We start from the raw sequence: 24,762 nt of genomic DNA on the forward strand, positions 1-24,762 counted from the left end.
ATGCTGGAGACTCATCAAAGCGGGATACGGTATGTAACACTTGCCCCACAGGCGGTGTACCTTGCCGCTGCCTCATTGATAGCGAGTCATTCATGCCAGCACGCCTCAACACCCGCGAGCGCATCATTCATGCCAGCCTGGAGCTGTTCAATGCCCAGGGTGAGCGTAGCGTGACGACCAATCACATCGCCGCTCACCTGGGCATCTCTCCTGGCAATTTGTACTACCACTTTCGCAACAAGCAGGTCATCGTCGCCGAATTGTTCAGCGCCTATGAAACCTGGGTCGATGGTTTTCTGCGCTTGCCGGCTGATCGCGCGCTGCGGCTGGAAGACAAGGCGCCATATCTGGAGTCATTGCTGCAGGCCGTGTGGCGCTATCGCTTCCTGCACCGCGACCTGGAGCACCTGCTGGAAGCCGATCCGGAACTGGCTGCGCGTTATCGGCGTTTCGCCGCCCGCTGCCTGGCCCGTGCGAAGCATATCTATCAAGGCTTTGTCGATGCCGGCATCCTGCGCATGACGCCGCCCCAGGTCGAAGCGCTGGCCTTGAATGCCTGGATCATCACCACATCCTGGGTGCGCTTCTTGTGCAGCACCGGCGAGTCCACCGTGACGATCGATGAAACCTTGCTGCGCCGTGGCATCTATCAACTGCTGACGCTGGAAGACGGCTACGTGGTCGAGGAGGCCCGACCTGCGTTGATGATGCTGTATGAACGCCTCTATGTACCGCTGAATATACCGAGCGATGAATGAAGTGCATGCCCAGGCAGTGATTGCCAGTGGGCGTTTCCTGCCTGTCAGTGCTCGGTCAACCATGCGGGTATACGCCGCTCCAGGTAGTAACCCGGCAGGCGCGGCGAGCCGTCGATGAATCCGACGTGCCCGCCATGGGCATGCAGTTCGAAATGAGTACTGGATGACAGCTCGCCAGCGTCGGGCAGGCTGCGGGGAAACACGAAGGGATCGTCTTCTTCGGCCTGAATCAGCAAGGTAGGTACGCGAATACCGTCCAGGTAATAGCGGCTCGAGGCACGTCGGTAATAATCCTGGGCATCGGCAAAGCCATGCAAAGGCGCCGTGATACGGCCGTCGAAGTCCCAGAAGGTGCGCATGCCGTGCAGCGAGCCGAGGGCTTGCAGGCTCTGCAGGTGGTCGAGTGCTCCTTCCCGCTGGAAATGCTGCTGCTTGTTCTGCACATAGGCAATCATGTTGCGGATGAAATGTGCCTGGTACACCCGCGAAAAACCCATGCCGATACGATCGGCGCATTGATCCAGGCGAAACGGTACCGAAACCGCCACGGCGGCCATCAGCGGACAGGCATCGCCGGTTTCGCCCAGGTATTTCAGCAGCACATTGCCGCCCAGCGAATAGCCGACCGCGGCGAGTGGCGCCTGCGGATGGCTGGCCTGCAAATGGGCGATTACCTCGGCTAGGTCGTCACTGGCGCCGGAGTGGTAGGCCCGTGGTAAGCGATTGGGCTCGCCCGAACAACCGCGCCAGTTCAGCGCCACACTGGCCCAGCCGCACTCGGCCAGGCGTTGCTGCAGGCCGAGCACATAGAGCGATAAGGAGGAACCGGTCAAACCATGCAGGACCAGCGCCACAGGTGCTTGGCTGCCGTGTGGACCGTGCCAGTCCAGGTCGAGAAAGTCGCCATCGGCCAGCCACAGGCGCTCGCGCCTGCGGGTCAACAAGGGTGCCTGTCGGCAAAAGGGCGACCAGAGAGTTTGCAGGTGTGGGCTGGGCAACCACCAGGCGGGTCGGAAGGTATCGGACATGGAGCGCTCGGCAAAAATTTACGTACTGAGCCTAAAGTTTACGCAGTAGCGGAACAACCTACGCAGCGGCTGCTCAGGACTTTGCCGCCGAGGTATGCCTTGAGGGATATGGCTAGCTCGTGTGGACTGCGTACAGTACAGACGTTTTTCTTAAGGATGCCGACCGATGAATATCACCTGTTTTGATGACTTGCTGCGTGCGGCCCGTGAGCAGGATGAACCGCAGCGGCTGTTATTCGTGTTCGTCACAGCGGAGCTGCCGGCGGATGCCAGCGCTGAAGAGCGGCAACGCTTCGCCCAAGGCCAGGGCGGTACGCTGAAGCCGGTACTGTGTGTCGACAAGCTGCCGGATGAGGTCATTGATTTCACCGCCCTGGTTGCCGAATCGACCCGCACTGAGGTGGCCTGGGAACTGGTGTTCGCCGCCGGGCTGTCGGGGCGCGCGGGACTGGCGCCAAATCCCGACGAGGCGGAGCAGCCCCTGAAGATGATGGTTGCGGCCATCGAAAGCGGCAGCATCGGCAGTTTTCTGGCGTTTGATCGCGACGGGCAGACGGTAGCCTTTTACTGAGAGTCGGTAGGGAGAGATTGTCGCCTGGGGGTCGCGACTTCGCGGTGAAGGGCGGCCAAACGTGTTGGGTGGATGTCGTTTTTTACATCCACCATGGCCCCGCTCAGTGGAGCGATAGCGCGTAGGTCGGATTAGCCGCAGGCGTAATCCGACGGTCGCGGGGTAGGTACGGCCACAGGCATGTGCTCAGAGCTCTCTCAGACGTGGCGCTCCCACAGCGAGTAATACACCTGGCCGGCTTTTTTCTCGCGGTGCAAACGCCAGTTGGCCGGTAGGCCAAGCGTCGACGGCGGAGTTTCGCTTTCGCAATACACCCAGGCCTGTTCGGCCAGCCAGCCCCGTTCTTCCAGCAGCGCACAGGCCGGCTGCAACAAATTCTGATGGAACGGCGGGTCAAGGAACACCACGTCAAAGGACTGCGCCGGCTGTGAAGTCAGGTAGCGCAAGGCATCGCCGTGCACAGCCTGGGCCCGGCTGCAGTTCAGCGTGGTCAGGTGTTGGCGCAGGCTGTTCAGCGCAGGACCATTGGTATCGATCGCCAGGCTGTCACCAGCGCCGCGGGAGAGGGCTTCGAGAAACAGCGCGCCGCTGCCCGCAAAGGGATCGAGCACGCGCGCCGCCTCGATATACGGGGCCAGCCAGTTGAATAGGGTTTCGCGCACCCGGTCGGGGGTCGGTCGCAGGCCGGGCGCCTCGGGAAAGCTGAAGCGTCGGCTGCGCCATTCACCGGCGATGATGCGCAACGAGCCTTCGCCATTGTGGGGCTTGGCAGTGGAAGTGGGACTGCGCATCAGTGCTCCGGTACGCCGCTGGGCGGGCTTTGCGGTTGGTCGGTGGGTGGCGGCAGCGGTTGCTGGTCGACCGTGGGGCCTACGCTGACAATCACGAAGTCTTCGACCGCGAGATGCTTGGCCATCGCCGTCCTGACGTCTTCGACAGTGAGAGCCTGGACTTGCTCGAGAAAGACTTCCAGATAATCCAGCGGCAAGTCATAGAAGCCCATCGCGCCCAATTGGCCGACGATATCGGCATTGCTGGCGGTGGACAGCGGAAAGCTGCCGGCCAGTTCGCGCTGGGCGTCTTCCAGCTCCTTCTGCGTCGGGCCTTCAGCAAGAAAGCGGCCGACCATCTCCTGGACCAGTTGCAGGGCGCCCTCGCTGTAATCGGCGCGAGTCTGCAGGTTGATCATGAACGGACCGCGGGCCTGCATCGGACTGAAACCGGAATAAATGCCATAGGTCAGCCCGCGCTTCTCGCGCACTTCTTCCATCAATCGTGAGCCGAAGCCGCCACCGCCGAGAACCTGATTGCCCAGGTACAGCGCGGCGTAGTCCGGATGGCGGCGTTCGATGCCCAGCTGGGCGAGGAATAAATGGGTCTGGTTCGAGGAAAACTCGATATGGCTGGCACCTGGGGCGGGTTTCTCGGGTGCCGGCGTTTTAGCCAGCGCCGGACCTGCAGGCAGCGCTTGCGAGACCTGGGCGGCAATCGTCTCGGCCTCGCTACGCGACAGATCACCCACCAGCGCGATCACGGCATTGCCGGCGGCGTAGGCACGGGCGTGGAATGCCCGCAGCTGAGCGGCGGTGAGGGTCGGGATACTCTGGGCAGTACCTTCACTGGGGTGCGCATAGGGATGCGTCCCGTACAGGCGGCTGAACAGCTCCTGGCTGCCCAGTTTGCCGGGATTCTTCTTCTGAAACTCGAAGCCGGCGAGCATCTGGTTCTTGATGCGCGCCAGTGCGTCTGCGGGGAACGTGGGCTGGCCGATGACTTCGCCAAACAGCTTGAGGGCTGGTTCGCGCTGCGCCGGCTCGCTCAAGCTGCGCAGGCTGAGCACGGCCATGTCGCGGTAGGAGCCGTTGCCAAACTGGGCGCCCAGGCTCTCGAACCCTTCGGCGATGGCGGTGACATCCTTGCCTGGGACTCCTTCGTTGAGCATGGCATTGGTCAGCATGGCGAGACCGGGCAGGGCGCCGTCCTGGCTGCTGCCCGCAGCGAAGGTCAGGCGCAGGTCGAACATGGGCAGTTGGCGTGCCTCGACGAACAACACGCGCGCACCTTCGGCGGTGTGCCACGCCTGGATGTCCAGATCGCGATGCCCGGGCGCCTGGCCATTCAGGTCGGCGAGCGAGGCCAGGGGTGGCAATCCGGCGGTGCTGCAGGCCTGAGTGGCGAGCAGCGCGGCGGCGAGCAGGCCAGACAGGCCCACGCGCAGGAAATGCAGGGAACGCGGCATCATTGGGCGGCCTCCTCGGGAAATACATGGGCAACGGCGAGGCGCGAGCGGGTGAAATAGGTGCGCGCAGCCTTCTGAATATCTGCCGGTGTCACGGCTTCCAGATCGGCCAGTTCCTGGTCCATCAGGCGCCAGGACAGTCCAACGGTTTCCAGAGTGCCGATGGTGGTGGCCTGCTGGGTGATGGAGTCGCGCTCATAGACCAGTCCGGCAATGACTTGTGCGCGGACGCGCTGCAGCTCGCTGGCGCTGGGCGGCGTTTTCTTAAGTTCCTCGAGCTGTGCCCAGAGCCCGGCTTCCACCTGTTCCAGGGAGCGCTGTTTCTGCACGTTAGGCGTGGCGCTGAGTATGAACAGGCTGTCGCCGCGGTTGAACGCGTTGTACCAGGCCGACGCGCCAGACACCAACTCCGCGCCACGCTCCAGGCGGGCGGCCAGGCGGGCGCTGTAGCCGCCGTCGAGCAGCGCGGCGATCAGGCGCAAGGCGTGCACGTCGCGGGGTGTGTCGACGGTTGACAGACTTGGCACGTTGAACCCCATCAGCAGGCTGGGCAGCTGGGTCTTCAGGTGCAGGGTCAGGCGCCGCTCGCCTGGCTCGGCCAACTCCAGTGGCCGCTTGGCCGGTGTGATCTCGCGAGCCGGAATGGGGCCGAAATGACGCTTGGCCAGGCGTTCCACTTCGTCGCGGGTGACGTCGCCGACCACCACCAGGGTGGCGTTATTGGGCGCATACCAGCGCTGGTACCAGCGGCGCAGGTCGTCGATGTTCATGCGCTGCAGGTCAGCCATCCAGCCAATGGTCGGAATGTGATAGCCGCTGGCTGGGTAGGCCATGGCCTTGAAGCGCTCATAGGCCAGCGAGCCAGGCCGGTCGTCGGTGCGCAGGCGACGTTCTTCCTTGATTACCTCGATTTCGCGGACGAATTCGTCGACGGGTAGTTGCAGGCTGGCCAAGCGGTCGGCCTCCAGCTCGAACGCCACCTCCAGGCGATCGCGCGACAGCACCTGGTAATAGGCGGTGTAGTCGTCGCTGGTGAAGGCGTTTTCCTCGGCGCCCAGCTCGCGCAGAATGCGTGAGCCTTCCCCTGGGCCAAGCTTGGCTGTGCCCTTGAACATCATGTGTTCCAGCGCGTGGGACAGTCCAGTGGAGCCGGGTTGCTCATAGCTGGAGCCGACCTTGTACCAGAGCTGGCTGACCACTACGGGTGCGCGGTGATCTTCGCGGACGATGACCTTGAGGCCATTGTCGAGGCTAAATTCGTGGGTAGGCTGGGGCTCGGCCGCCAGTGCCAGCAGCGGCATAAAAAAGCCGAGCAACACGGCGGCGCGGCGGATAATCGCATGCTTCATAAAGGGACCTTTCGAGCGGCCCGCGCAGTCTTAACGCCGGCGGGCGGTGAGATGCTAGGATACTCAACCGAATTCACAGCGGCCACGTCTGTCGGCCCCGCTCCCGAAAAAGCCGGTATCGAGCGTGTTCGATGCCGGCGCGGTGCAGTGGCGTGGCGCCCCCTTGAGATATTCGTTCCATGTTTGGTTCCAACGACGACAAGAAGCCGCCGGTCGAGTCCGGTGAAAAGAAAGGCCTGTTTGGCTGGTTGCGCAAGAAGCCCAAGGATGACGCGCAAGGCGATCAGCAGCCCAGCCCGACTGAGACGGCTGCCGAGCCGCTGATCGAGCCCGAAACGCCCGCTGATGTGCCGGCTGAGGTGCATCTCGAAACGCCAGTGGTTGAGGCGGCGGAAGGTGCGCCCGCCGAACCCGCGGTAGAGATGCCGGTTAGCGAGCCCGAGGCCGAGCCGGAGCTTCCGCCGGAGACGGAGCTCAAACCTGAGGCCGAAGCGCCGCCGGCTGCCGCGCACAAGGTCGAGGAAAAAGCCGGTTTCTTCGCTCGGCTCAAGCAGGGTCTGGCCAAAACCAGCGCAAGCCTGGGCGAGGGAATGGCCAGTCTGTTCCTCGGCAAGAAGGCCATCGACGATGATCTGCTCGATGAACTGGAAACCCGTCTGCTGATGGCTGACGTGGGTGTCGAGGCGACCACCGCCATCGTGCAAAATCTCACCAAGCGCGTGGCGCGCAAAGAGCTGGCCGACAGCGGTGCGCTGTACACCGCGTTGCAGGATGAACTCACCGCCTTGCTCGAGCCGGCTCAGCAGCCGCTGGTGATCAGCCCGGCCCAGCAGCCATTCGTGATCCTGGTGGTGGGCGTCAATGGCGTGGGCAAGACCACCACCATTGGCAAGCTGGCCAAGAAACTGCAACTGCAAGGTAAAAAGGTCATGCTCGCCGCCGGGGATACCTTCCGTGCCGCCGCCGTGGAGCAACTGCAGGTCTGGGGCGAGCGCAACAATATCGCGGTGGTTGCCCAGCACACCGGCGCCGACTCGGCCTCGGTGATCTTCGATGCGGTGCAGGCCGCCAAGGCGCGCGGCGTCGATGTGCTGATCGCCGATACCGCCGGGCGCCTGCACAACAAAGACAACCTGATGGAAGAATTGAAAAAGGTGCGCCGAGTCATTGGCAAGCTGGATGAGACAGCGCCTCATGAAGTGTTGCTGGTGCTCGATGCCGGCACAGGGCAGAACGCGATCAATCAGACCAAACAGTTCAATCAGGCGGTGGAGCTCACCGGTTTGGCCCTGACCAAGCTGGATGGTACGGCCAAAGGCGGGGTGATTTTTGCTCTGGCCAAGCAGTTCGGCCTGCCGATCCGCTACATCGGGGTGGGTGAAGGCATCGACGACCTGCGGGATTTCGACGCCAAGTCGTTTGTGCGTGCCCTGTTCTCCGAGAAGGAGCGCGGATGATTCAATTCGAGCAGGTCGGTAAACGCTACGCCAACGGTCACGTCGGTTTGCACGAGTTGTCGTTTCACGTGCGCACCGGCGAATTCGTGTTCATCACCGGGCATTCGGGGGCGGGCAAAAGTACTTTGCTGCGCCTGTTGCTGGCCATGGAACGCCCGACCAGCGGCAAGCTGTTGCTGGCCGGCCAGGACCTGTCAGGTATTACCACTGCACAGATCCCTTTCTTACGCCGGCAGATCGGTGTGGTGTTCCAGAACCACCAGTTACTGTTCGATCGCACGGTGTTCGACAACGTTGCCCTGCCGCTGCAGATTCTCGGCCTGGACAAGGTGGAAATTGCTCGCCGCGTGCGTGCCGCGCTGGAGCAGGTCAGCCTGCAGGACAAGATTCGGCAGTATCCTGGCGATCTGTCCACCGGTCAGCAGCAGCGTGTCGGCATTGCTCGCGCGGTAGTGCATCAACCGGCCTTGCTGCTTGCCGACGAACCCACCGGCAACCTCGACCCGCGCCTGGCTGCGGAAATCATGGGTGTGTTCGAGGATATCAACCGCCACGGCACCACAGTGCTGATTGCCAGTCACGACCTGGCGCTGATCGCCCGCATGCGCCAGCGCATGATCACGCTGCAGCGTGGTCGTCTGATTGGCGATGGAGAGGCCGCATGAGCAAGGCTCGCACCCCATCGTCCAAATCGACCGGGCGTGGCGCGACCCGTCTGCCGGATGCCCCGCCCAAGGCGCGGCGTAGCAAAAAGGCCGAAGGGCCTGATGTGCGCAGCCACTTGCGCGCCTGGCTGGAAAGTCACCGCGCCAGCCTGTTCGACAGTGTGCGCCGTTTGCTGCGCCAGCCCATCGGGTCTTTTTTTACCTGCCTGGTCATGGCCATTGCATTGTGCCTGCCCATGGGGCTGGCCCTTCTGCTGGACAGCGTCGAGCGCTTGAGCGGTACCTGGCAGCATGCCGCGCAGATCTCCGTCTATTTGAAGATGGATGTCAGCGATGATGAAGGACTTGCGTTACGTGACGATATCGCGACCATGCCCAATGTGGCCGAGGCCGAATGGATCAGTCGTGAGCAGGCGTTGGAGGAATTCCAGGCACTGTCCGGGCTGGCCAGGGCGATTGAGGATCTGCCTGTCAATCCGCTGCCTGGCAGCGTGGTGGTGACTCCCGCGACCGTCGATAAGACGCAGCTGGAGTCCTTGCGCTTGGGTCTGGCGGACTTGCCAGGCGTCGAGTTGGCGCAGCTCGATCTTCTTTGGGTCGAACGTCTGGGAGCGATTCTGGAGCTGGGCAACCGTTTTGTGTTCGGTCTGACACTGCTGTTGGTGATGACACTTTTATTGGTGATCGGTAACACGATTCGACTGCACATCGAAAGCCGTCGTACCGAGATTGAAGTGATTAAACTGGTGGGCGGAACTGATGGGTATGTGCGTCGGCCGTTCCTTTACATGGGCGCGCTGTATGGCATCTGCGCCGGTGTGCTTGCCTGGCTGGTTCTGGCGTTCGGCCTGGCCTGGCTGAATACAGCCGTACTTCGCCTGGCAGGCTTGTATGGCAGTGATTTCGCCCTGACTGGCGTGCCACTGGCCGATGGGCTGTCCTTGCTGCTGGGTGCGCTATTACTAGGCTACATCGGCGCCTGGCTGGCCGTGGCCCGACACCTCAGCGAGCTGGCTCCCAAGTAGTAACTAGCTGTTCATAAAGGGCTTTCTGGTGATGTAAGGGAACTTTTCCAGACAATTCACTGTCACACCGCACGGTGCTACACTGCATCCCGTCATAGTTATCGGAGGGCACGCATGTCCACATCTCTGCAACCTGTTTATGCTCTGGCTCCTGGCGCGAACCTGGAGGCCTACGTGCACTCGGTAAACAGCATTCCCCTGCTGACGCCGGAACAGGAGCGTGATCTGGCCAATCGCCTCTTCTATCACCAGGACCTGGACGCCGCCCGGCAAATGGTTCTGGCTCATCTGCGTTTCGTTGTGCATGTCGCCAAAAGCTACGCCGGTTATGGCCTGGCCCAGGGCGATCTGATTCAGGAAGGCAACGTTGGCCTGATGAAGGCCGTCAAGCGTTTCAACCCGGAAATGGGCGTGCGCCTGGTGTCCTTTGCCGTGCACTGGATCAGGGCTGAAATCCACGAATTTATCTTGCGCAACTGGCGGATCGTCAAGGTTGCGACCACCAAGGCGCAGCGCAAGCTGTTCTTCAATCTGCGCAGCCAGAAAAAGCGTCTGGCCTGGCTCAATAATGATGAAGTGAATGGCGTCGCCGAGAGCCTGGGGGTCGCACCCCACGAAGTACGTGAAATGGAAAGTCGTCTGACAGGCCATGATATGGCCTTCGATCCGGCGGCTGATGCCGATGACGACAGCGCCTATCAGTCTCCAGCGCACTATCTGGAAGATCACCGTTACGACCCAGCCCGTCAATTGGAAGATGCTGACTGGAGCGACAGCTCTACCGCCAGCCTGCATGAGGCCTTGCAGGGACTCGATGAGCGCAGTCGCGACATCCTTTATCAGCGCTGGCTGGCCGAAGAAAAGGCCACCTTGCATGAGTTGGCGGCTAAATATCAGGTGTCGGCGGAGCGAATCCGTCAACTTGAAAAAAACGCCATGAACAAGCTCAAGGGTTTTATTCAGGCGTAACTCCAAAAAACCGCGCGTTGCGCGGTTTTTTTATGGGTCAGGTAATTGGCTAGAGCTGAAAGTTGTCGGTTTTCTGGCGCCAGTAAGCTATCGCCTTCTCTGGCCGGAACGTGGGATTGCCAGCATAATGATGGCTTTCGGTGTATGACCTGGAAATCGTCTTGCTTAATACTGCTGCTTATCGTCTAAGCCATTTCCTTTCTTCAATAATGCTCATCCTTGCTGGCGTGGTGCTGACATCGCAGCAGGGGTTCGCCTCTATTACCTGGCTGCACAGTTTCTTCTCAACGCTGTTCGAGGTGTTGCCCATCCTGCTGCTGGGGCTGGGTGGCCTTCTGTGCCTGTTTTATGGTCGTACACGGCAAGCGGCGCTCCTGATCGTCGTGTACCTGAGCCATTACATCCTGGCCAACGAAGCCGATTATTTCCGGACTCATGGTGTGGTGCGCGAGTCCACGGCATTAACCTTTCACATGTGCAGCTTGTTATTGCCCCTGCTGTACGGGGTTTACGCTGCCTGGTCCGAGCGCGCGCAATTGGTGCAGGATCTGGTAGCTCGAAGCGCGGTTCTGATCGCGGTTACAGGCGTCGCGGTGGCCATGGCCCGTCGGTATCCAGATGACGTCCTGCAATGGCTGGTGGCGATCCGCGTGGAGCAGTTGCAAGGGCCCTTGACCCAGGCATTGATCCAGTTCTCTTACGCTGCGTTCGCGTTGACCTTCCTGGTGCTGCTGATCCAATACCTGCGCCATCCTCGGGTTTTGCATGCGTCCCAGCTGGTTGCCGTGCTGGGCTTGTACTGGATGCTGCTCAATACCTTCATGCTGCCCGAGGCGTTGGTGGTGATGAGCAGCATGGTGATGCTGGCGCTGATCGTTGCGGTGGCTCAGGAGGCTTATCAGATGGCCTTCCTCGACGAGCTGACCGGTCTGCCTGGACGGCGGGCGTTGAATGAGCGCATGGCTCGTCTGGGCCGCAACTATGTGATTGCCATGACCGATGTCGATCATTTCAAGAAGTTCAACGATACCTATGGCCATGACGTAGGCGATCAGGTGCTGCGTATGGTCGCCAGCCAGTTACGCAAGGTCAGTGGCGGCGGTACCGCGTATCGCTATGGGGGGGAAGAATTTACCGTCCTGTACCCTGGTAAAAGCATCAGTGAGTGCCTTCCCCATCTGGAAGCGTTGCGCCGTAATATCGAGGAATACCGCATGCGCCTGCGTGACAAGCAGAGCCGGCCCGAAGATGCCAAGCGAGGCCGCAACCAGCGCGGCCAGAGCAAAAGCCAGCATGTCTCGGTGGCCATCAGTATCGGCGTGGCCGAGCGCAGTGATGAGCACCGTGATCCGCAGGAGGTGATCAAGGCTGCCGACCAGGCCCTGTACAAGGCCAAGGAGGCGGGAAGAAACCGCGTCGTGGCCTATGGGCAGAAAGCCGTGCCGGCTACCCGGCGCAAGGCTGTGGCCACCCGTTAAGGTCGTGACTGGTGCTGACCTTAAGGTCACGATATGACGCTATGTGTCCTGCAAGTTGTTCGGCTAGACTGGTTTTTTTCGCTTCCGGCCGTTCCGGCAACCGTCTATCCGCGAGGTTTACATGGCTGATTACCAAGCGCCCCTGCGCGACATGCATTTCGTGCTCAATGAAGTCTTCGACGTGGCCTCGCTTTGGGCCCAGCTCCCCGGTCTGGCCGACGTCGTGGATGCCGATACCGCTGCCGCGATCCTGGAAGAGGCCGGCAAAGTCACCGCTGGCAGCATCGCCCCGCTGAATCGCAGTGGTGACGAGGAAGGCTGTTCCTGGCATGAAGGCGCAGTGCAGACCCCAGCCGGCTTTATCGAGGCGTACCAGACCTATGCCCAAGGGGGCTGGGTGGGTGTAGGCGGCTCGCCGGAGTACGGCGGCATGGGCATGCCCAAGGTGATCGGCGCGCAAGTCGAGGAAATGGTCAACTCGGCCAACCTGTCCTTTGGCCTGTACCCAATGCTGACCGCCGGCGCCTGTCTGTCGCTGCTCAACCATGCCAGCGAAGAACTCAAGCAACAGTACTTGCCGAACATGTATGCCGGCGTCTGGGCGGGCTCGATGTGCCTGACCGAACCCCACGCGGGCAGCGATCTGGGCATCATCCGCACCAAGGCCGAACCTCAGTCCGACGGCAGCTACAAGGTATCCGGCACCAAGATCTTCATTACCGGTGGCGAGCACGACCTGACCGAGAACATCATCCACCTGGTATTGGCCAAGCTGCCGGATGCCCCGGCTGGTCCCAAGGGAATCTCGCTGTTCCTGGTGCCCAAGCTGTTGGTCAATGCGGATGGCAGCCTGGGCGAAAGGAACTCGCTGGGGTGCGGTTCCATCGAGCACAAGATGGGCATCAAGGCCTCGGCCACCTGCGTGATGAACTTCGACGGCGCCACGGGTTATTTGATCGGTGAGGTCAATAAAGGCCTCAACGCGATGTTCACCATGATGAACTACGAGCGGCTGGGTGTTGGAATCCAGGGCTTGGCGCTGGGTGAGCGCTCCTACCAGAGTGCGGTGGAATATGCCCGCGAACGCATCCAGAGTCGTGCGCCCACAGGCCCTGTGGCCAAGGACAAGGCGGCCGACCCGATCATCGTGCATCCGGATGTGCGGCGCATGCTGCTGACCATGAAAGCGCTGAACGAAGGTGGTCGTGCGTTCTCCAGCTACGTCGCCATGCAACTGGACACCGCCAAATACAGCGAAGACGCGACCGTCGCCAAGCGCGCTGATGAGCTGGTTGCGTTGCTGACCCCGGTGGCCAAGGCGTTCCTCACCGACATGGCATTGGAAACCACCGTGCATGGCCAGCAGATCTTCGGTGGGCATGGCTTCATCCGCGAGTGGGGCCAGGAGCAGCTCGTGCGCGATTGCCGTATCACGCAAATCTACGAAGGCACCAACGGCATTCAGGCGCTGGACCTGATCGGCCGCAAGGTGATCGGCAATGGCGGCTCCTACTACCGCCACTTCGCTGACGAGATCCAGCTATTCATCGCCAGCGCCGACGCTTCTCTGGGTGAGTTCACCGCGCCGCTCAGGGCGGCCGTTGCCAACCTTGATGAACTGACCGCCTGGGTGATGGACAAGGCCCAGGGCAATCCGAATGAAGTCGGTGCGGCCTCGGTGGAATATCTGCAGGTATTTGGCTACACCGCTTACGCCTACATGTGGGCGCTGATGGCCCGCGCCGCGCTGAATAAGGAGCATCAGGACGACTTCTACGCCAGTAAGCTGGGCACTGCACGCTTCTACTTTGCCCGGTTATTGCCGCGTATTCACTCGTTGAGCGCCTCGGTCAAAGCCGGTAGCGCTTCGTTGTTCCTGCTCGACGCCGCGCAGTTCTAAGCGTGACGAAAACCAACAAGCCCCGCGTATGCGGGGCTTGTTGGTTTGAGAGGCCGGAGCGTTACGGAATTCCCAGGCGCTCTACCGCATCGGGATCGTCGATAAACAGATTGCGAGTCCCCTGCAGGCTGGCAATACGGTCGTTACGGATGCGCTCCATGGCATCCACCGGATCGAGCCGGTGCCAACGCTGGAACATCTCTAGTGGTCCGGGTAGCGGCAGTTTGTATTCATGATGCATGTAGAGAATTGCCCGTGCGGCATTACCCTTGGCATGGTCCGCAGGTTCGAAGGCCTTGAAATCTGTCTTTAGTTCGCAGTCGCCCACGCCTATTCGCCTGGCTTGCGCCTCGTCTATTTCGGTGAACTGAGCGTTCTGGAGTTCTTCTTCAATCTCCTTCTGAGAGGGATAGAGATTGTGCAGGTCACCGACCATGTACAAGTACTTAGGGGTTTTAATCGCGCATTGGTTAGTAGTGGCGCAGCGCAGCGACCGGCGGATTTGCCGGACACTGTAGACGGCACTGGCAACCAGATTCGTATCCATGCCGTTGAACGAGGCAGCGCAATACAGGGTATCGCCGCCGCTGGTGTAGAGCTCAGACCAGAAAGCCCGTTCGGCCTCTTCGCTCCCAACATAGTGAGTTTGTCCATCGGCTAGAGCCGTGGAGGCGGCTGTGAACAGCGCAAGAAAACCTATGGCAATGCTATGCATGATTCGACCCTTGGACCGCCGTGTCGGAGTCTGTAATTGTGGTGATCTATGACGTCTCGATTCTTGCAATAGTGGCAAATGAACACAAGGCCGAAGGCGGACGACGGTTGTAAGCATAGGCTTACACTGCTTACTGATAAATGGCGCTATCCCCTTGCTGAGCTTGTGGTTAATCTGGTTCGCAAGGATGAAGCGCAGGAAGCGCATAAAACGAAAGGGACTTATCGGATACTGCCAGGCTGGCGGGTCGATCAGGGATGTCAGGATTCAGTCTGCAAGCCCCACTTCGGTGGGGTTTTCTTTTTGGCTTGGAAAAATAAGCCAGCCCGGCGAAACCGCCTGCGTATAGCGTTTGGATCGAAAGCCCCTGCGGCGTGCTTGCTGCATCTGTCACGCTATGCGTACCGCCTTGGGCAAAGGCTCATGCTGTGCCCAGCCCTTGGGCGCAATTTTAGTCGATGAGGTTCCCTCAAGCGGATCGCATGTCTCGCCGCAGTGTCAGAATAGCGCCTGGCTCACCGTGGTCATCCATGCTTTTTATTCTGGAGCTTCGTTGCGATGCTCGATCTTGTAGCGGCCTTTATCGGTCTCACCACACTGCTGACGTATGTGAACTACCGCTTCATCGGGCTTCCGCCGGCCATCGGTGTCATGCTCACCGCCTTGCTGCTCTCTGTTGCTATCCACGGTTTGGCCTTGCTGGGCTATCCGCTGCTGGAGCTGGAGATGCAGCAGATCATCCGCGAGATTGATTTCTCTCAAGTGCTAATGACTTGGTTCCTGCCGGCACTGCTATTTGCCGGCGCCCTGCACGTCAATCTCGGCGATCTCAAAAGCCACAAGTGGTCGATCGGGTTTTTGGCCACCGTTGGCGTGCTGTTTTCCACGCTGGTGAGTGCGACGCTGGCCTACTACACCTTCACCCTGTTCGGCTGGCACCTCGATTTCCTCTACTGCCTATTGTTCGGAGCGTTGATTTCACCCACCGACCCGATTGCAGTGATGGGCATTCTCAAGACCAGCGGCGCGCCCAAGCCGCTACAGACAACCATTATCGGTGAATCGCTGTTCAATGACGGCACGGCGGTCGTGCTGTTCAGCATCATTCTAGGCGTGCTGATGATCGGCGAAACGCCCACCGTGGGCGAAGTGTCCTGGCTATTTGTCAAGGAAGCCATTGGTGGCATCCTCTTCGGCCTGCTGCTTGGCTATGTGGTGTACATGCTGATCCGCACGGTCGAGCAGTATCAAGTTGTGGTCATGCTGACCCTGGCCCTGGTATTTGCAGGTGCCGCGTTGGCTGCCCGTCTGCACGTGTCGGCACCGATCGTGATGGTGGTGGCCGGCCTGATCATCGGCAACCAGGGCCGCAAGCAGGCCATGTCCGACGAGTCGCGCCGCTATGTGGATGGCTTCTGGGAGCTCATCGATGAAATTCTCAATGCCTTGCTGTTTGCCCTGATTGGCCTGGAGCTGCTGTTGCTGCCGATGTCCTGGCTGCATGTGGCCGCGGCCTTGCTGCTGGGTGGCGCGGTGCTGTTGGCTCGCTATCTGACCGTGGCCCCCGGCATTTTCCTGATACGTCGCAAACGTAACGGCGATGACACCATCCCGTCCGGGACCATTCGCATCCTGGTATGGGGCGGTTTGCGCGGCGGTGTGTCCGTGGCCTTGGCCCTGGCATTGCCACTGGGACCGGAGCGCGATCTGCTGCTGACGCTGACCTACATCGTGGTACTGGTCTCGATCCTGGTGCAGGGGCTGTCCATCGGCCCGCTGGTCAGAAAGATGTTTGGTAGAAGTACTGCTCCGGCAAACCCCCACTGAGTAATACCCAGGCCGCGCGATTGCACGTCGCATGCCGTGCGCGGCCTCGCTTCGCCAGGGAGGATGCTGTGGAGACGGTGGTTTCGCTTCCACAGGCTTCCTCTACCAGAATGCGCTTCCGGCCACCGGGGGTGACATTGCCCTGTGGCTTCTGCGATAGTTAGCCCGCTAAGCGCATCCGCTGGCCCTGTCGCAGGCTCAAAAAGCATTTGCGACGCCCCGACGCCTTGTGCGTTCCCTTCTTTCGCGTCTACCCGGCGCGCCCTGGACGACCTATCCGGTCGTGGTTGGATCCGTCGATCAGCAGATCGGCCGTTCGCATTCATATAACGATAACGATCCCATTAGGACGCTCCCCATGAAACTGAGCCGTTGCTTTACAGCGCTGGCCGCTGCTGCCGCACTGACTACTGCATTTACCGTGCAAGCCCGCGAATATTCCGTATCCACTGTGCTCTCAGATGCGTTCCCCTGGGGCCAGGCTGCCACCAAGTGGGCCGAACTGGTCAAAGAACGCTCGGAAGGACGTATTACCTTGCGCGTTTATGACAACGCGCAGTTGGTCGCCGGCGACCAAACCAAGGAGTTCTCTGCCATGCGTTCCGGGCTGATCGACATGGCCGTCGGTTCGACCATCAACTGGTCGCCGCAGGTTCCGGAACTCAACCTGTTTTCCCTGCCATTTCTGATGGCCGACAACGCTGATATCGATGCTATCACCCAGGGCGAAGCCGGCCAGATGGTGTTCAAGGCCATCGAAAAACGTGGCGTGGTGCCCCTGGCCTGGGGCGAGAACGGCTTCCGCGAGTTGTCCAACTCCAAGCAGCCTATTCGCACACCTAATGATCTGAAGGGCATGAAGATCCGCGTGGTCGGCTCGCCACTGTTCCAAGATACCTTCAGCACGCTGGGCGCCAACCCCACGCAAATGAGCTGGGCTGATGCCAAGCCGGCGCTCACCACCGGTGCGGTGGATGGCCAGGAAAACCCGTTGTCGGTCTTCGACGTGTCGCGCATCGACCAGGTAGACCAGAAGTACCTGACCCTGTGGCACTACATGGCCGATCCGCTGATTTTCGCGGTCAGCCCGAACGTATGGAAAGGCTTCTCGGCTGAAGACCAGGCGCTGCTCAAACAGGCTGCCTACGATGCCGGTCAGTGGGAAATCGAATCCTCTCGCGCTGCCGAGGCGCAGCGCTTGGCCAGCATCCGTTCGCGTGGCGTTGAGGTCACCGAGCTGAGTGCCGACGAGCGCCAGGCCTTCATCGACGCCACTGCACCGCTGTATCAGAAATGGGAAAAACGTATCGGTGTCGAGCTGCTCAAGGCCGCTCGCAACGCTGCCGCTGCCCAGTAAGAGCTGTCGCCGGGGCGTGCCCCGGCGTGTTGTCTGAACCGGCGCGTTCGCGCCGGTTATCGAGGTTTTATATGAGTCATCGACCGGACGCCAGAATCGAGCGCTGGCTGGCTGCTTTCGCGTTGACGGTAATCTGCCTGATCAGCCTGGCCAACGTGGTGGTGCGCTATGCCAGCGACGCGTCCTTCGCGTTTACCGAAGAAATTTCAATTTTTCTGCTTGTGGTGCTGACGTTTGCTGGCGCCGCCGTGGCCATGCGCCGCAACGGGCATATTCGCATCGCACTGATCGAGGACAAGCTGCCACGCCTGCGCAAGCCGCTGATTGTGTTCCAATGGCTGTGCGGCATGGCCGTGCTAGGTCTGGTGATCTGGTATGGCGGTGTATTCGCCTGGCAGGAATATCAATGGGAGTCCGAATCCCCGGGCCTGGGCTTGCCCAACTGGTGGTATGTGGTCTGGCTGCCGGTCCTGGCTGTCGCTGTGGCCTGGCGCCTGTGCCAGATGACCCTTGACCGTTTGCGCGGGAGAATGTCCGATGAGCCCTGATGTCTGGATGATGCTTGGCTTCATCGCCTTCCTGGCACTCGGCGTGCCAGTGGCTTTTTCCCTTGGTTTAGCCGGTGCCGTGGGCATCCTGGCCGGATTGTCACCGGACATGCTGGCGACCTTGGGCACCAATACTTACAACGGTGTGGCCAAGTACCCGCTGATCGCCATTCCGCTGTTTATCCTCACCGGTTTGATTTTCGAAAAATCCGGCGTGGCATTGCGGCTGGTGCGTTTCGCCCAGGCGATGATCGGCCGACGACATGGCGGCCTGGCCATGGTGGCCGTGCTGGTATGCCTGATCATGAGCGGGATGAGCGGCTCGGGCCCGGCGGACGCCGCGGCGGTGGCCATGGTGATGCTGCCGAGCATGACCAAGGCCGGCTATCCCAAACCGTTTTCGGTCACATTGATCGCCGCCTCGGCGTCTACGGCCATCCTGATCCCGCCGTCGATTGCCCTGATTCTGTATTCCATCGTGGTGCCCGGTGTCGATTTGCGTGCGCTGTTCGCCGCCGGACTGTTCCCCGGCCTGCTTGCCGGTCTGGTGCTGTTGTTGCCCGCCTGGTGGCTCTCCCGCCGTAATGGCTGGGAGCCGCCGAACGATGAGCCGCGTCCGCCAGTCTGGGCGAGTTTCAAAGAAGCCTTGCCGGCGCTGTTCGCGCCGATTTTGATCCTGGGTGGCTTGCGCAGCGGTCTGTTTACCCCCACCGAAGCGGCAGTGGCGGCGGTGACCTATGGCGTGATTATCGGTCTGTTCGTCACCCGCGAGCTGAAACTCAAGCAGCTGTGGGAGTTGTGCGGCGAGGCGGCGGTGATTTCCGCCGTTGTCATGCTGATCATCGCCCTGGCGGGCATTTTCGCCTGGTCCGGCACCTTGCTCGGCACATTCCGTCACATGGCCGAATGGCTGATCTCGTTGTCGGATAATGGTGCGGTGTTACTGCTGTTGGTGATGATCGCCGTGCTACTGGCCGGCATGCTGCTGGATGCCATCTCGATCTACATGATCCTGATGCCGGTGCTGATCCCGGTCATGCAGCATTTTGGCTGGAACCCGGTGTGGTTTGGGATTTTGCTGGCAATGAACATTGCCATCGGCCAGTTCACCCCACCGGTGGCGGTCAACTTGCTGGTGACCACCGAGGTGGCTCGGATTCGCCTGGAGCAGACTGTCGGCTGGGCGTTGCTGTTCGTGGTGACCATGGGGCTGGCGCTGTTGGCCGTTGCGGTGTTCCCGGAAATAGCCCTGTGGCTACCGCGTACCCTGGGGTATTCGATCGAATAGTGTTGCCTAAACGGAGCGGGCGAGGTTCGCCCGCTCCGTTCTTGCGGCGTTACTCACGCCTTGCGGGCCCCCCAGCCATCGGCACAGGGCGTGGTGTCATACAGCGTGAAGCCATGGTGTTTGCAGGCCGGACTGCGCCAATGCAGATAACGGCCGAAAACCCGCACCAGATAGATCGAACCGAAGATCTGGTAGCCAAGCCGGGCACAGGATTTCAGCGAGTCGAAGTTGGTCGATTCCACGTAAGAGATCATCCCCGTCAAACCCTCCTTCATATAACTCTGCAACGCCAGGTTCATGCCGATGGCGTGCAGGCGCTGGCCTCGATAGGCAGGGTGGGTCAGCCCCTTGTACATGTAGACGTAATCCTGGTTGAAACTCAGTACCAGATCTGGCGGATCGATACGGGTCGGCCGACACGAATACCAACCATAGGCCGCCAGTTTTTCACCCTCCAGAATTGCATAGCAGCGATCCCCCTTGGCCAGGGCTTCAGACAAAAAGCTGTTGTCCAGTTCGTTCTGTGGATCGCGGGCGTATTGGCGCAACTGGGCCTCATCGAGAAAGCCGGCGGTGTAGCGGGACGGGCACTTCAGGTAGTCAGGGTCTACATCGCACAAGCGCATGCCGCGCAGAATCTTGAAGAGAGTGAGCTTTCTGGCGCATTTGACCAGAAGCAGGTGACTGGCCTGACTGAAGCCGCGCTGTTCCAATTTGCGACGGAGTCGGGCGATATAACTATGCTGTAGCAGGCTGCTCATAATGGCCTCGCGGGTGCTTTGTGAAAGAAAGCACGACCCAGAAGCTGAGGACTACAGACTCATCAGCGCATCGTCCTTGAGTCGCTCCCTGGCCTGACGCGAATGCTCGCCAGTGCCTGTGAACATTAGTCGATTTGGGATAACCAGGCTGAATCTCGCTACTGCCGTGATGGCACGGAACCCGGCCTAGCCAACCGAGTCGGTATTGTGACCCGCGTTCTGGCAAAAAATTGCCTGGAGAGTTATCTATGGACCTGCTTCGCATTTTGATCGCCATTTTGCTGCCGCCTTTGGGCGTGTTCCTACAGGTCGGCTTTGCCGGCGCATTCTGGCTGAATATTCTGCTGACTCTGCTTGGCTATCTGCCTGGCATCATCCACGCCGTGTGGATCATCGCGCGCCGCTGAGCCGGTAGCCCTGCGTAATGCGCACCTCATAAACGGTCAGGGAAGCCTCATGTCCAAGAAATCCTCGCCTCGCGATGAGCTTCATTTTCGCCGTCTCCTGGCGCGCAACCTGGCTTTACCGCTGGGGCTGGGATTCGTCAGTTCGGCCTTTTTCGTGGCGGTGATCTACTACCTGCTCAGCGTTTATCAATGGGGCGATCGGGTCGAGCGGGGTATTGCCCAAGGGCATGAGGCACTGCGCCTGGTGATCGACATGGAAACCGGTATGCGTGGGTTTCTGTTGACCAATGACGAGCGTTTTCTCGAGCCGTTCCGCGAAGCCGGCAAGCGCTACCGTGACAACATGACCAGCCTGCGGGTGCTGTTCAAGGACACCCCGCTGCAAATGCGTCGCCTGGAGCGCATCGAACAGAACCATCAGCGTTGGCTGGCGTTCGCGGAACGGATGTTCGCGCTCTACCAGAACAACGATCCGGGCTACATGAGCGAACTGCAGCGCCTGGAAGGCAAGGCACTGACCGATGAAATTCGCCAGCAGTTCGCCGAGCTGCTGGCCCATGAGCGCCAGCTGCGCATGACGCGCAGCACCCAGGCCGAGCGGGTCAGTGTGTTGGGCGTGAGCGGTTTCATTCTGGTGATCCTGTTGCTCAGCGCGCTGATCGCCTGGCTGGGACGCAGGGAATTGCTGCGTCTTGCTACGACCTATCGGGAGGCGTTGCAGGTGCAGGCCGACCATTCCGAACAGCTGCGCCAGCAAGCCTGGCTGCGCGGCGGGCGGGTGCAATTGGGCGAGGCGTTGATCGGCCAAAACAGCTTCACTGAACTGGGTACCCAGGCGCTGGCGTTTTTTGCCCGTTATCTGGACATGGCGGTCGGTGCGCTTTATGTGCACCGCGGTGGGCGCTTGCAGCGCGTCGCGACCTACGCTTTCGATGCCGCTCAGGCCGATGAGCGGGCTAGCCTGCGCCTTGGCGAGGGATTGGTCGGCGAAGTGGCGCGTGAACGCCGCATGCGCCTGCTGGAGAATTTGCCCGATGACTACCTGCAGGTTAGCTCGGCCATTGGCCAGGGGCGCTTGCGCACCGCGCTCATCGTACCGCTGGAGGACAATCGCGAGCTTCATGGTGTGCTGGAACTGGGCTTCCTGCGTTCGCTGCGTGAGCGAGACCAGGAATTGCTGGGGGTATTGAGCGGCGTGTTGGGCTCGGCCTTGGCTGCCGTGGATTATCGGCAACGACTGCAAGAGGCGTTGGCCGGTAGCCAGCGCCTTAATGAAGAGTTGCACCATCGCCAGGAAGAACTGCGCGCCAGTAATCAGGAGCTTGAAGAGCACGCCCGCGCGCTCAAGGAATCCCAAGCCAGCCTGGAAGCGCAACAGGCTGAGCTGGAACAGAGCAACGAGCAGCTGGCGGAACAGGCGCAGATGCTCGAACGCAATCGTGATCAGTTGAATGTGCGCAATCATGATCTGCAGCAGGCCCAATGCCTGCTCGAGGCACGCGCTGAAGAGCTGCAGCGTGCCAGCCGGTATAAGTCGGAGTTTCTTGCCAACATGTCCCACGAACTGCGCACGCCGCTGAACAGTTCGCTGATCCTTGCCAAGCTATTGTCCGATAACCCACAGGGCAACCTTACGGCCGAGCAGGTGAAATACGCGGATTCGATTCACGCGGCCGGCAAGGATCTGCTGTTGCTGATCAACGATATTCTCGACCTGTCCAAGGTCGAGGCCGGAAAACTGGACCTGCGCCTGGAACCCGTCAATCTGGCGCGTTTGGCGGAGACGCTGTGCGGGTTGTTCGCACCGCTGGCCGAGCAAAAGGGTTTGCAGTTCGAGGTGCGCTGCGCGAGTGATTTGCCCATCAGCGTGACCACTGACGGTCAGCGTCTGGAGCAGGTGCTCAAGAACCTGCTGTCGAATGCCTGCAAGTTCACCGAGCAGGGCAAAGTGCTCTTGTCCATCGAGCGAGACGGCGATCAGCACCTGCGCTTTGCCGTGACCGATACCGGCCCGGGTATCGAGGAATCACAGCAGCTGCTGATTTTCGAGGCCTTTCGTCAGGGTGAGGGGCCACGGCCCCAGGGCGGCACGGGGCTGGGTTTGTCGATCTCACGAGAGCTGGCGCGCCTGCTGCAAGGGGAGTTGAGCCTGGTCAGCGAGCCGGGGCACGGAAGCTGTTTCACGTTGCGCCTGCCCTTGGTACGCCAAAGTGTGACGCTACCTGAGCCGCAGGCTGGAGGCGACTCCCTACGCACCGTCGCGCCCCAGTTGCCGTGGCTGCCGGCCAGCGTTTTCCCGGATGACCGCCAGCAGCCGCGGGGTCGGGAGCGGTGCGTTCTGGTGATCGAGGACGAGCCGCTGTTCGCGCAGATTCTGTATGAGTTGGCCCATGAGCTTAACTATCGCTGCCTGGTGGCCCAGGGCGCCGCTGAGGGCCAGGCGATGGCGCGCACCTACCGCCCCGATGCGATCCTCTTGGACATGCGCTTGCCTGACCGACCTGGGTTGAGCGTTCTGGAGCGGCTCAAGCACGATCCGCTGACCCGGCATATCCCGGTGCATGTCGTCTCGGTCGAGGACCGCAAGGAAGTGGCCGAGCAGATGGGGGCGGTCGGCTATGCGCAAAAGCCGGTGAGTCGCGAGGAACTGAAAGCCGTCTTTGCCCGCCTGGAAGCGCGCATGGCGCAGCAGGTCAAGCGTGTGCTGCTGGTCGAGCACGACACAGTACAGCGTGACAGCGTGATTCGCCTGATCGCGGATGACGACATTGAAATCCACGCCGTCGCCCGCGGCGAAGAAGCCTTGCAACGGCTGCGCGAGCAGTCCTTCGATTGCATGATCGTCGATCTCGACATGCCGGATATCGACGGCGGAGAATTGCTGGCGCGCATGGCTGGCGAGGAGCTGTACTCGTTCCCGCCGGTGATTGTCTACACCGGTCGCGAGCTGAGTCACGACGAAGAAGCCCAGCTGCTGCGCTACTCGCGTTCGATCATCATTAAGGGGGCACGCTCGCCGGAACGCCTGCTCGACGAGGTCACGCTGTTCTTGCACAAGGTCGAGGCGGATATGCCGGCCGAGCGGCAGAAGATCCTCAGGCAGGTGCGCAACCGCGACAAGGCGTTCGAGGGCCGCACCATCCTGGTGGCGGACGACGATGTGCGCAACATCTTCGCGCTGACCAGCGCACTGGAACACAAAGGTGCCACAGTGCAGATCGCCCGCAACGGGCGCGAGGCGGTGGACAAAGTTACCGCGGACACGGGCATCGACCTGGTGCTGATGGACATCATGATGCCGGAAATGGATGGCTACGAAGCCACGGCACAGATTCGACGCGATCCGCGCTTTGCCCGCCTGCCGATCATCGTGGTGACGGCCAAGGCGATGAAAAATGACCAGGAGCGCTGCCTGCAGGCTGGCGCCAACGATTACCTGGCCAAACCCATTGATCTCGACCGGCTGTTTTCGCTGATCCGTGTCTGGCTGCCTCGGGTCGAGGCAGGTTGAGGTGAGTGCGCAAGGCCTGGACATCGAACTCGAACTGCTGATCGAAGCCATCTATCACCGCTACAGCTACGACTTTCGCGACTATGCGCGCGCCACGCTGATGCGCCGCGTGCAGCAGGCGTTGGTACCTCTCGGCTGTGGGGGAATCTCCGAACTGCAGGGGCGCATCCTGCACAGCGCGCAGGCGTTCATGGCGTTGCTGCAATACCTCACCGTACCCGTCAGCGGGATGTTTCGTGATCCGGCCTATTTTCGTGCTTTGCGCGAACATGTGGTGCCCCTGTTGTGCACTTATTCCTCGTTGAGAATCTGGGTCGCGGGGTGCAGTACCGGCGAGGAAGTTTATTCATTGGCCATCCTCCTGGACGAAGAAGGGCTGCTGACGCGCAGTCTGGTCTATGCCACCGACATCAATCCGCGCGCCCTGAGCAAGGCTCGGCGAGGCGTTTACCCTCTGGACAGCATGCGCCAGTGGACCGAGAACTATCAGCAATCTGGTGGGCTCGGGAGTTTTGCGGACTACTACACGGCGGCCTACGGTGCGGCGCTGATCGACAAAGGGCTGCGCGAACGGGTGATCTACGCGGATCACAGCCTGGCCACGGATAGCGTATTCGCAGAGACCCAGCTGATTTCCTGCCGCAATGTGCTGATTTACTTCAATCGTCCGCTACAGGATCGGGCGATTGCGCTGTTTCATGAGTCTCTAGGGCACCGCGGCTTTTTGGGCCTGGGCAGTCGGGAAAGCCTGGACTTCAGTCCCCACGGCCATTGCTTCGAAACGGTGGCGCGGCCCGAGCGCGTGTTCCGTAAGCGATAAGGAACGAGTGAAAGTGCTGTGCTGCGCTACGGTTAACGTAACCCGGTCGCCCCTATCTGGGGATGCGCGCCATTATTTGAGAGGCTGAC

At 60.7% G+C, this 24,762-nt stretch carries 21 protein-coding genes; 15 read left to right on the forward strand and 6 right to left on the reverse strand.

Features of this window, described 5'->3' with window-relative positions; translation table 11 throughout:
* The first annotated feature begins 92 nt into the window (after positions 1-92).
* On the forward strand, positions 93-758 hold the full coding sequence (locus ACTV8E_RS01915) for a TetR/AcrR family transcriptional regulator (RefSeq protein WP_443198277.1): 666 nt from the start codon (positions 93-95) through the stop codon (positions 756-758).
* A 44-nt stretch (positions 759-802) separates the two neighbouring features.
* Here the strand turns inward: ACTV8E_RS01915 and ACTV8E_RS01920 are convergent, their stop codons facing one another.
* Positions 803-1,786, reverse strand: coding sequence for a hydrolase (locus ACTV8E_RS01920; RefSeq protein WP_443198278.1), 984 nt, complete (start codon positions 1,784-1,786; stop codon positions 803-805).
* 166 nt (positions 1,787-1,952) lie between these two features.
* Between ACTV8E_RS01920 and ACTV8E_RS01925 the strand changes: the two genes are divergently transcribed.
* Positions 1,953-2,357 (forward strand): ribonucleotide reductase subunit alpha, encoded by a 405-nt coding sequence (locus tag ACTV8E_RS01925; protein WP_251835745.1) that lies wholly within the window; start codon positions 1,953-1,955, stop codon positions 2,355-2,357.
* 197 nt (positions 2,358-2,554) lie between these two features.
* Here ACTV8E_RS01925 and rsmD read toward each other — a convergent pair whose 3' ends face one another.
* The 3 genes from rsmD to ACTV8E_RS01940 are packed head-to-tail and all read right to left on the reverse strand — an operon-like array spanning position 2,555 to position 5,945.
* Complete coding sequence (rsmD, locus tag ACTV8E_RS01930; protein ID WP_251835746.1) at positions 2,555-3,148, reverse strand: 16S rRNA (guanine(966)-N(2))-methyltransferase RsmD; 594 nt, start codon at positions 3,146-3,148, stop codon at positions 2,555-2,557.
* A complete protein-coding gene (locus ACTV8E_RS01935) occupies positions 3,148-4,596 on the reverse strand; it encodes a M16 family metallopeptidase (protein ID WP_433962682.1) in 1,449 nt (482 codons plus the stop codon). Before ACTV8E_RS01935 ends, rsmD begins: the two co-directional genes overlap by 1 nt.
* Positions 4,596-5,945, reverse strand: a complete 1,350-nt coding sequence (locus ACTV8E_RS01940) for a M16 family metallopeptidase (protein WP_443198279.1) — start codon at positions 5,943-5,945, stop codon at positions 4,596-4,598. Before ACTV8E_RS01940 ends, ACTV8E_RS01935 begins: the two co-directional genes overlap by 1 nt.
* Before the next feature lie 179 nt (positions 5,946-6,124).
* On the opposite strand from ACTV8E_RS01940, the gene ftsY reads away from it, so the two are divergent.
* The 6 genes from ftsY to ACTV8E_RS01970 all read left to right on the forward strand — a co-directional run bounded on the left by ftsY (position 6,125) and on the right by ACTV8E_RS01970 (position 13,439).
* Positions 6,125-7,402 carry a signal recognition particle-docking protein FtsY gene (ftsY, locus tag ACTV8E_RS01945; RefSeq protein WP_443198280.1) on the forward strand — a complete coding sequence of 426 codons (1,278 nt, stop codon included), beginning with the start codon at positions 6,125-6,127 and terminating at the stop codon, positions 7,400-7,402.
* Positions 7,399-8,067 (forward strand): cell division ATP-binding protein FtsE, encoded by a 669-nt coding sequence (gene ftsE / locus ACTV8E_RS01950; RefSeq protein ID WP_251835750.1) that lies wholly within the window; start codon positions 7,399-7,401, stop codon positions 8,065-8,067. Before ftsY ends, ftsE begins: the two co-directional genes overlap by 4 nt.
* Positions 8,064-9,092, forward strand: a complete 1,029-nt coding sequence (gene ftsX, locus ACTV8E_RS01955; protein WP_273535338.1) for a permease-like cell division protein FtsX — start codon at positions 8,064-8,066, stop codon at positions 9,090-9,092. The genes ftsE and ftsX overlap by 4 nt, the downstream gene beginning before the upstream one ends.
* 114 nt (positions 9,093-9,206) lie before the next feature.
* A complete protein-coding gene (gene rpoH, locus ACTV8E_RS01960) occupies positions 9,207-10,061 on the forward strand; it encodes an RNA polymerase sigma factor RpoH (protein WP_251835752.1) in 855 nt (284 codons plus the stop codon).
* A gap of 161 nt (positions 10,062-10,222) precedes the next feature.
* The gene (locus ACTV8E_RS01965; protein WP_251835830.1) at positions 10,223-11,539 is read left to right on the forward strand and encodes a GGDEF domain-containing protein; all 1,317 of its coding nucleotides are present in this window, start codon (positions 10,223-10,225) and stop codon (positions 11,537-11,539) included.
* 121 nt (positions 11,540-11,660) lie between these two features.
* Complete coding sequence (locus tag ACTV8E_RS01970) at positions 11,661-13,439, forward strand: acyl-CoA dehydrogenase C-terminal domain-containing protein (protein WP_443198281.1); 1,779 nt, start codon at positions 11,661-11,663, stop codon at positions 13,437-13,439.
* Positions 13,440-13,500: 61 nt separating this feature from the next.
* Here ACTV8E_RS01970 and ACTV8E_RS01975 read toward each other — a convergent pair whose 3' ends face one another.
* Positions 13,501-14,154 (reverse strand): endonuclease, encoded by a 654-nt coding sequence (locus ACTV8E_RS01975; protein ID WP_443198282.1) that lies wholly within the window; start codon positions 14,152-14,154, stop codon positions 13,501-13,503.
* A gap of 558 nt (positions 14,155-14,712) precedes the next feature.
* On the opposite strand from ACTV8E_RS01975, the gene ACTV8E_RS01980 reads away from it, so the two are divergent.
* The 4 genes from ACTV8E_RS01980 (at position 14,713) to ACTV8E_RS01995 (ending at position 19,174) form a co-directional block, all read left to right on the forward strand.
* Positions 14,713-15,981: a cation:proton antiporter gene (locus tag ACTV8E_RS01980; RefSeq protein WP_443198283.1), complete on the forward strand. Its 1,269-nt coding sequence runs from the start codon at positions 14,713-14,715 to the stop codon at positions 15,979-15,981.
* Positions 15,982-16,339: 358 nt separating this feature from the next.
* A complete protein-coding gene (locus tag ACTV8E_RS01985) occupies positions 16,340-17,338 on the forward strand; it encodes a DctP family TRAP transporter solute-binding subunit (protein WP_443198284.1) in 999 nt (332 codons plus the stop codon).
* Between the two features lie 71 nt (positions 17,339-17,409).
* Positions 17,410-17,886: a TRAP transporter small permease gene (locus tag ACTV8E_RS01990; RefSeq protein ID WP_443198285.1), complete on the forward strand. Its 477-nt coding sequence runs from the start codon at positions 17,410-17,412 to the stop codon at positions 17,884-17,886.
* Complete coding sequence (locus ACTV8E_RS01995; protein ID WP_251835758.1) at positions 17,876-19,174, forward strand: TRAP transporter large permease; 1,299 nt, start codon at positions 17,876-17,878, stop codon at positions 19,172-19,174. The genes ACTV8E_RS01990 and ACTV8E_RS01995 overlap by 11 nt, the downstream gene beginning before the upstream one ends.
* 53 nt (positions 19,175-19,227) lie before the next feature.
* Here the strand turns inward: ACTV8E_RS01995 and ACTV8E_RS02000 are convergent, their stop codons facing one another.
* Positions 19,228-19,935, reverse strand: a complete 708-nt coding sequence (locus tag ACTV8E_RS02000) for a GNAT family N-acetyltransferase (protein WP_443198286.1) — start codon at positions 19,933-19,935, stop codon at positions 19,228-19,230.
* Between the two features lie 248 nt (positions 19,936-20,183).
* Here ACTV8E_RS02000 and ACTV8E_RS02005 point away from each other — a divergent pair, with 248 nt between their 5' ends.
* The 3 genes from ACTV8E_RS02005 to ACTV8E_RS02015 are packed head-to-tail and all read left to right on the forward strand — an operon-like array spanning position 20,184 to position 24,673.
* Positions 20,184-20,342, forward strand: coding sequence for a YqaE/Pmp3 family membrane protein (locus ACTV8E_RS02005; RefSeq protein ID WP_251835760.1), 159 nt, complete (start codon positions 20,184-20,186; stop codon positions 20,340-20,342).
* 49 nt (positions 20,343-20,391) lie between these two features.
* Complete coding sequence (locus tag ACTV8E_RS02010) at positions 20,392-23,853, forward strand: response regulator (protein ID WP_443198287.1); 3,462 nt, start codon at positions 20,392-20,394, stop codon at positions 23,851-23,853.
* A 1-nt stretch (position 23,854) separates the two neighbouring features.
* On the forward strand, positions 23,855-24,673 hold the full coding sequence (locus tag ACTV8E_RS02015) for a CheR family methyltransferase (protein WP_443198288.1): 819 nt from the start codon (positions 23,855-23,857) through the stop codon (positions 24,671-24,673).
* The last annotated feature ends 89 nt before the right edge of the window (positions 24,674-24,762 follow it).

The organism is Pseudomonas sp. B392_1p (assembly GCF_052245235.1).
Lineage (GTDB): Bacteria > Pseudomonadota > Gammaproteobacteria > Pseudomonadales > Pseudomonadaceae > Serpens > Serpens gallinarum.